The organism is Streptomyces jeddahensis (genome assembly GCF_001642995.1).
In the GTDB taxonomy this organism is placed as follows: Bacteria; Actinomycetota; Actinomycetes; order Streptomycetales; family Streptomycetaceae; genus Streptomyces; species Streptomyces jeddahensis.
Genome location: NZ_LOHS01000165.1, coordinates 1 through 6,643, shown reverse-complemented (window position 1 = coordinate 6,643; position 6,643 = coordinate 1). Strand labels below are relative to the sequence as shown.

General features: G+C 71.6%; 4 protein-coding genes and 1 pseudogene. 4 read left to right on the top strand and 1 reads right to left on the bottom strand.

The window, feature by feature from the left end:
* Nucleotides 1-151 precede the first annotated feature (151 nt).
* The 3 genes from STSP_RS33165 (at nucleotide 152) to STSP_RS33155 (ending at nucleotide 3,365) form a co-directional block, all read left to right on the top strand.
* Nucleotides 152-571, top strand: coding sequence for a MerR family transcriptional regulator (locus STSP_RS33165; protein WP_067284740.1), 420 nt, complete (start codon nucleotides 152-154; stop codon nucleotides 569-571).
* 4 nt (nucleotides 572-575) lie between these two features.
* A complete protein-coding gene (trxA, locus tag STSP_RS33160) occupies nucleotides 576-908 on the top strand; it encodes a thioredoxin (RefSeq protein ID WP_067284739.1) in 333 nt (110 codons plus the stop codon).
* A gap of 213 nt (nucleotides 909-1,121) precedes the next feature.
* The gene (locus STSP_RS33155; protein WP_198547489.1) at nucleotides 1,122-3,365 is read left to right on the top strand and encodes a HelD family protein; all 2,244 of its coding nucleotides are present in this window, start codon (nucleotides 1,122-1,124) and stop codon (nucleotides 3,363-3,365) included.
* A gap of 84 nt (nucleotides 3,366-3,449) precedes the next feature.
* On the opposite strand, the gene glgB is transcribed toward STSP_RS33155, so the two are convergent.
* A complete protein-coding gene (gene glgB, locus STSP_RS33150; protein ID WP_067284737.1) occupies nucleotides 3,450-5,624 on the bottom strand; it encodes a 1,4-alpha-glucan branching enzyme in 2,175 nt (724 codons plus the stop codon).
* Between the two features lie 466 nt (nucleotides 5,625-6,090).
* Here glgB and STSP_RS39435 point away from each other — a divergent pair.
* A pseudogene (locus tag STSP_RS39435) lies at nucleotides 6,091-6,643 on the top strand (hypothetical protein); the annotation flags it as partial.

The following is a 6,643-nucleotide window of genomic DNA, read 5'->3' as shown; positions in this document are numbered from 1 at the left end:
CCCCCAGCCCCCCGGATCGCCCTTCGGGCTCGTCCTCAAACGCCGGACGGGCTGAATGGTCGCCGGACGGGCTGGATTCCTCCAGCCCGTCCGGCGCCTTCATGTTCCGGCCTTTGCCTTGACGTCGGCGTCAAGGACTACCGTCGCTCGCATGCGAATCGGCGAACTGGCAGCCCGGGCCGGGACGACCACGCGGGCACTGCGGTACTACGAGTCGCGGGGGCTGCTGCCCGCGCGGCGGGGCAGCAACGGGTACCGCACGTACGACGAGCGCGATCTGCGGCTGCTCCAGCAGATCAGGACCCTGCAGGACTTCGGGTTCGACCTGGAGGAGACCAGGCCGTTCGTGGAGTGTCTGCGGGCCGGGCACCCGGCCGGGGACTCGTGCCCGGCGTCGCTCGCCGTCTACCGGCGCAAGCTCGCGGAACTGGACGCGCTCATCGGCGAGCTGGCGGCCGTGCGGGACGGCGTCCGTGCGCAGCTGGAGCGGGCGGAGCGGGCACGGGACGAGCTGGCGGCCGAGGCAGGGGCTCCGGGTGGTCCGGACCCGCACTGCGAGCTGGGAGGGTGACGGAGTGATCAAGGCGGCAGGCGTGGCCGAGGTGACCGACACGGACTTCGCGTCGGAGGTGGTGGGAGCGGGGATCCCGGTCCTGGTCCAGTTCACGGCGGACTGGTGCGGCCCGTGCCGGCAGCTCGGGCCGGTGCTGAGCGACATCGCCCGCGAGGAGGGCGACCGGCTGAAGGTCGTACAGCTGGACGTGGACGCGAATCCGCAGACGACGATCGCGTACGGCGTGCTGTCGACGCCGACGCTCATGCTCTTCCGTGACGGGGAGCCCGTGAAGTCGATGGTGGGCGCGCGCCCGAAGAGGAGGCTGCTGGAGGAGCTGGCCGACGTGCTCTGAGTCCGGCGGACCGCGGACGGACCGCAGCGGACCCGACAACGCAGCGGACGCAACGACGCAGCGGACCCAACAAAGAAATCCCCCGGCGCAATTGCGTCGGGGGATTTCTTTGCGTATATTCAATCCTTCGTGACTTCAGGCCAGTTGAGTCACGGAGAAGTTCACTGACGGCAGTGTATCCGGGCGGGAGTGGAATTGTCAAACGCGCCATTTATGGACGAGGAATTGCAGCGCGAGCAGGAATTCATCGACGGCCTGTACGCGCGCGTGGACGCGCTGCGCGGCGGCACCGAGGCCGAACTGGCGGGCGCGCTGGCCCCGGTCGGCAACGGTCTGCAGGCACGGCTCGAACGGGATGTGCTGGTCGCCGAACGCTCCGGCCTGCTCGCCGCGCTCAACGCGGTGGACGGTTCGCTCTGCTTCGGCCGTATCGATCTCACCGAGGGAACGAGCCACCACATCGGACGCGTCGGAATCCGTGAGGACAATGCAGAGCGCACCCCGATTCTGATCGACTGGCGCGCCCCGGTCGCCCGCCCCTTTTATCTCGCAACGGGCCATACGCCGATGGGCCTGCGCCGCCGCCGGCACATCTCCATGAACGGCCGGACGGTCACCGAACTGCACGACGAGATCCTCGACCTCGACGACGACACCCGGACCGGCCACGAGGACCCGGCCGGCGACGCGGTGCTGCTTGCCGCCCTGAACTCGGCGCGCACCGGCCGCATGGGCGACATCGTGCAGACCATCCAGGCCGAACAGGACCGCATCATCCGCGCCCCGCACCGTGGCGTCCTCGTCGTCGAGGGCGGCCCCGGCACGGGCAAGACGGCGGTGGCGCTGCACCGGGCCGCGTACCTCCTCTACGAGCACCGCGAGCTGCTCGCCAAGCGCGCCGTACTGATCGTGGGCCCCAACCCGGCGTTCCTCGGCTACATCGGCGAGGTCCTGCCGTCCCTCGGCGAGACGGGTGTGCTGCTCGCGACGATGGGCGAGCTGTATCCCGGCGTACGCGCCACCGGCACGGACACCCCGCGGGCGGCCGCGGTCAAGGGCCGCGCGGAGATGGCGGACGTCCTCGCGGCCGTCGTCCGCGACCGGCAGGCGCTGCCCGACCCGGTGCTCGCCATCGAGCACGACCGGGACGTGCTGATGCTGGACGACGACCTGGTACGGGTGGCCCGCGACCGCACCCGCGCGACCGGTCTGCCGCACAACGCGGCCCGGGAGCACTTCGAGGGCCACATCCTCAACACCCTGACCGACATGGTCGCCGAACGCATCGGCACCGACCCCTACGACGGCACGAACCTGCTCGATGCCAGCGACATCACACAGATCCGCGACGAGCTCGCCGAGAACCCCGCGGTGTGGTCGGCCATCGACGAGCTCTGGCCACGGCTGACCCCGCAGCAGCTCGTCGCCGACTTCCTGGCCGACCCCACGCACCTGTCCGACGAGGACGCGGCAGTGATCCGCCGTAAAGCCACGCGCGCGTGGACCCCCGCCGACGTCCCCCTCCTCGACGAGGCCGCCGAACTCCTCGGCGAGGACGACCGGATGGCCAAGGCCGCGGCGGAGCGGGAACGCCGTGAGCAGATCGCATTCGCGCAGGGCGTCCTGGACGTCTCGTACGCCTCCCGGACGTACGAGTTCGAGGACAAGGACGATGAGGACTCCGAGGTCCTGGGCGCGCACGACATCATCGACGCCGAGCGGATGGCGGAGCGGCACGAGGAGGCGGACCACCGCAGCGCCGCCGAGCGTGCCGCCGCCGACCGCACCTGGGCGTTCGGCCACATCATCGTCGACGAGGCACAGGAGCTGTCGCCGATGGCGTGGCGGCTGCTGATGCGCCGCTGCCCGACGCGCTCGATGACGCTGGTCGGCGACCCGGCCCAGACGGCGGAGGAGGCGGGCGTCGGCTCCTGGGAGAAGATCCTCGAGCCGTACGTCGAGGACCGCTGGGAGCACAACCGGCTCGGCGTCAACTACCGCACGCCCGCCGAGATCATGGACGTCGCGGCGGCGGTGGTCCGCGCGGCGAACCCGGCGTTCGATCCGCCGAGCTCGGTGCGGTCGACGGGCACCCGTCCCTGGGCGCGCGCCGCATCCCGGGCCGAGCTCGCGGCAACGGTCGCGAAGGCCGTCGCCGAGTCAACGCCCGACGAGGGCCGTCTCGCGGTCATCGCCCCTCGCGACCTGCACCGCGAACTGGCCGCGCAGCTGCCGGGCATCACGGCCGGAGCCGAGCCGGACCTCACCCACCCGGTGGTGCTGCTCGACCCGCGCCAGTCGAAGGGCCTGGAGTTCGACACGGTCCTGGTCGTCGAGCCGTCGCGGTACGGCACGAGCGATCTGTATGTGGCGCTGACGAGGGCGACCCAGGTTTTGGGCGTGATCCACAGCACCGAGTTGCCAGAGGGGCTGCACCTAAGCCCGTCCGGCGTTTGAGGACGAGGCCGTCAAGGCCGATGAAGGGGGGCCGGGGGGCGAAGCCCCCCGGGGACGGGAAGGGAAGGGGCGGAGGGGGCGACCCTAGGCCGGCCGCAACCACACCGTGGCAAGCGGCGGCAGCGTCAGCCGGATGCTCGCAGGACGGCCATGGGCCCCCTGCGGCTCCGGCTTGACCGGGTCCGGGTTGCGCACGTCACTGCCCCCGTACCGCGCACCGTCGGTGTTCAGCACCTCATGCCACGCGGGCACGTCGTCGGGGACACCGACCCGGTACTCGTGCCGCACCACCGGCGAGAAGTTGGAGACGGCCAGCAGCGGCGAGCCCTGCGCGTCATAGCGCAGGAACGCGAAGACGTTGTCCTCCGCGGCGTTGCCCTCGATCCAGGCGAACCCGGCCGGGTCCGTGTCCCGCTCCCACAGGGCGGGTTCGCGGACGTACACGGCGTTGAGGTCGCGGACCAGGTCCCGTACGCCGCGGTGGTCGGGCTCCGCCGAGTAGGCCGGGTCGAGCAGCCACCAGTCCGGGCCGTGGCTCTCCGACCACTCGGCGCCCTGCGCGAACTCCTGCCCCATGAAGAGGAGCTGCTTGCCGGGGTGGGCCCACATGAAGCCGAGATACGCGCGGTGGTTGGCGCGCTGCTGCCACCAGTCGCCGGGCATCTTCGACACCAGCGAGCCCTTGCCGTGGACCACCTCGTCGTGCGAGATCGGCAGCACGTAGTTCTCGCTGTAGGCGTACACCATCGAGAACGTCATCTCGTTGTGGTGGTACTTGCGGTGCACGGGCTCATGGGACACGTAGCCCAGCGAGTCGTGCATCCAGCCCATGTTCCACTTCAGGCCGAAGCCGAGACCGCCGAAGCCGCCGGGGCCGATGTGGTGCGTGGCGCGGGTGACGCCGTCCCAGGCTGTGGACTCCTCGGCGACGGTGACGACGCCCGGCACCCGCCGGTACACCGTCGCGTTCATCTCCTGCAGGAACGCCACCGCGTCCAGGTTCTCCCGGCCGCCGTACACGTTCGGGGTCCACTGGCCGTGCTCGCGCGAGTAGTCGAGGTAGAGCATCGAGGCGACGGCGTCGACGCGGAGCCCGTCGATGTGGAACTCCTCGCACCAGTAGACCGCGTTCGCCACGAGGAAGTTGCGGACCTCGTTGCGGCCGTAGTCGAACTCCAGCGTGCCCCAGTCGGGGTGGGCGGCCCGCTGCGGGTCCTGGTGCTCGTACAGGGGAGTCCCGTCGAACTCGGCCAGCGCCCAGTCGTCGCGCGGGAAGTGCGCCGGCACCCAGTCCATGAGCACGCCGATGCCCGCCTGGTGCAGCGCGTCGATCAGGTACTTGAAGTCGTCGGGGGTGCCCATGCGGGCTGTCGGGGCGTAGAACCCGGTGACCTGGTAGCCCCAGGAGCCGCCGAAGGGATGTTCGGCGACGGGCATCAGCTCGACGTGCGTGAAGCCCAGGTCCTTGACGTACGCGGGGAGTTGCTCGGCGAGCTGGCGGTAGGTCAGGCCAGGCCGCCAGGAGGGCAGATGCACCTCGTAGACGGAGAACGGGGACTCGTGCACGGCCCGCTCGCCGCGCTTCGCCACCCACTCGTCGTCCCGCCAGACGTGGTGCGACTCGTCGATGATCGAAGACGTGGCGGGCGGCACCTCCGTGCGGCGGGCCATCGGGTCCGCGCGCATCGTCTTCGACCCGTCGGGCCGGGTGATCTCGAACTTGTACAGCTCGCCCTCGCCGAGCGACGGCACGAACAGCTCCCAGATGCCGGACGAGCCAAGCGAGCGCATCGGGTAACCGGTGCCGTCCCAGTAGTTGAAGTTTCCGACCACCCGGGCACCGCGCGCGTTCGGAGCCCACACCGTGAAGCGGGTGCCGGTCACACCCTGGTGCACCATCGGCCGCGCACCCAGCGCGTTCCACAGCTGCTCGTGCCGGCCTTCGCCCATCAGATGCAGATCGAGTTCGCCGATGGAGGGCAGGAAGCGGTACGGGTCGTGGGTCTCGATCTCGGTGCCCTCGTACGCCACCAGCAGCTTGTAGTCGGGAATGTCCCGCAGCGGCAGCACACCGGAGAAGAAACCCTCGCCGTCGTCGTGCAGCTCCGCCCGCAGCCCCTTGGCGACGACGGCGACCGACCGCGCGTACGGACGCAGCACACGGAACACGACGCCGGCGCGCACCGGGTGGGCACCGAGCACCGAGTGCGGGGCGTGGTGCGTGCCGCTCAGCAGCCGCTCCCGGTCCTCGAACGGCATGGGATCGGCGGGTCGACCGCCGGGCCGCCCCGGAGGAGAGTTCCTGTGGCCGGCGCCGTTGCCGTACGTGCCCTTCCCGGCATCGGCCGTCCCGGATCCCTTCTCCGGGGCAGCGTCGCCGTGGGCCGCGCCGCCGCCGGACGCGCCCGACGCGTCGCCCGACGCGGGCGTCCCGGGGGCCGTCCCTCCCGATCCGCCCCTCGCCTCCGCTGCGTTGCCCGAGGGGCGTGTCGCCCGGGCTGCCCCGCTCGTGCCGGGGGCCGCCTTGCCCGAGGCGCGTGTGGCGCGGGCTGCCCCGCTGGAGGCTGCCGCCGCCTGGGCCGTCGCACCCTGGGCGGCTGACTCCGGGGCCGCCTCGCTGAGGGCGGTCTCGGGATGTTCCTTGCGTCCCTTACCTGAAGCGGGCTTCCCAGTCACTGTCTTCTCCGAAGCCGCGGTGTCGGTCACTGCCTGGCCCGTCACTGCCTTGCCTGTCACTGCCGTGCCCGTTGCCGTCTCGCTCGTCGTACTCGTCTCCTGCGATGCCGCTGATGCGGCCGCTACCGCCGTTACCGGCCCGCTCGGCACCGCTGTCTCCGCCGTCTCGGAGGCGCCCCCGACCGGCCCCGCCTTCCCGGAATCCGCCGTTCCCGAATCCGCCTGCCGCCGCGGCTCCGCCTTCGCCCCCCTCGCAGCGGAGCCCTTGCCGGACGTCCTCGGCGTGCTTTTCGGCGACGTGCTCCTCGACGACGCGCTCTTCGCGGAGCCGCCTGCCGGTTTCGCCGACGTCTTCCTCGTCTCCTTCGCGGCGGCACCGGAGCCCCGGGCCTCGGGGATCGGTTCCGCTGATCGCGGAGCGGGCGGCGCAGGCGGCGCGGGCTGCGCGGTCGGTGCGGATGGCGCGGCCGGAGCGTCGGGCTCGTCGGACGGCTTGCGGGACGGTGGGCGGGTCACGGGGGAGGCCTCCTCGGAGGGCATCGTGTCGGTCGCGGGTCGCGGGTCGCGGGTCGCGGGTCGCGGGTCGCGGGCGGTCGCGGGCG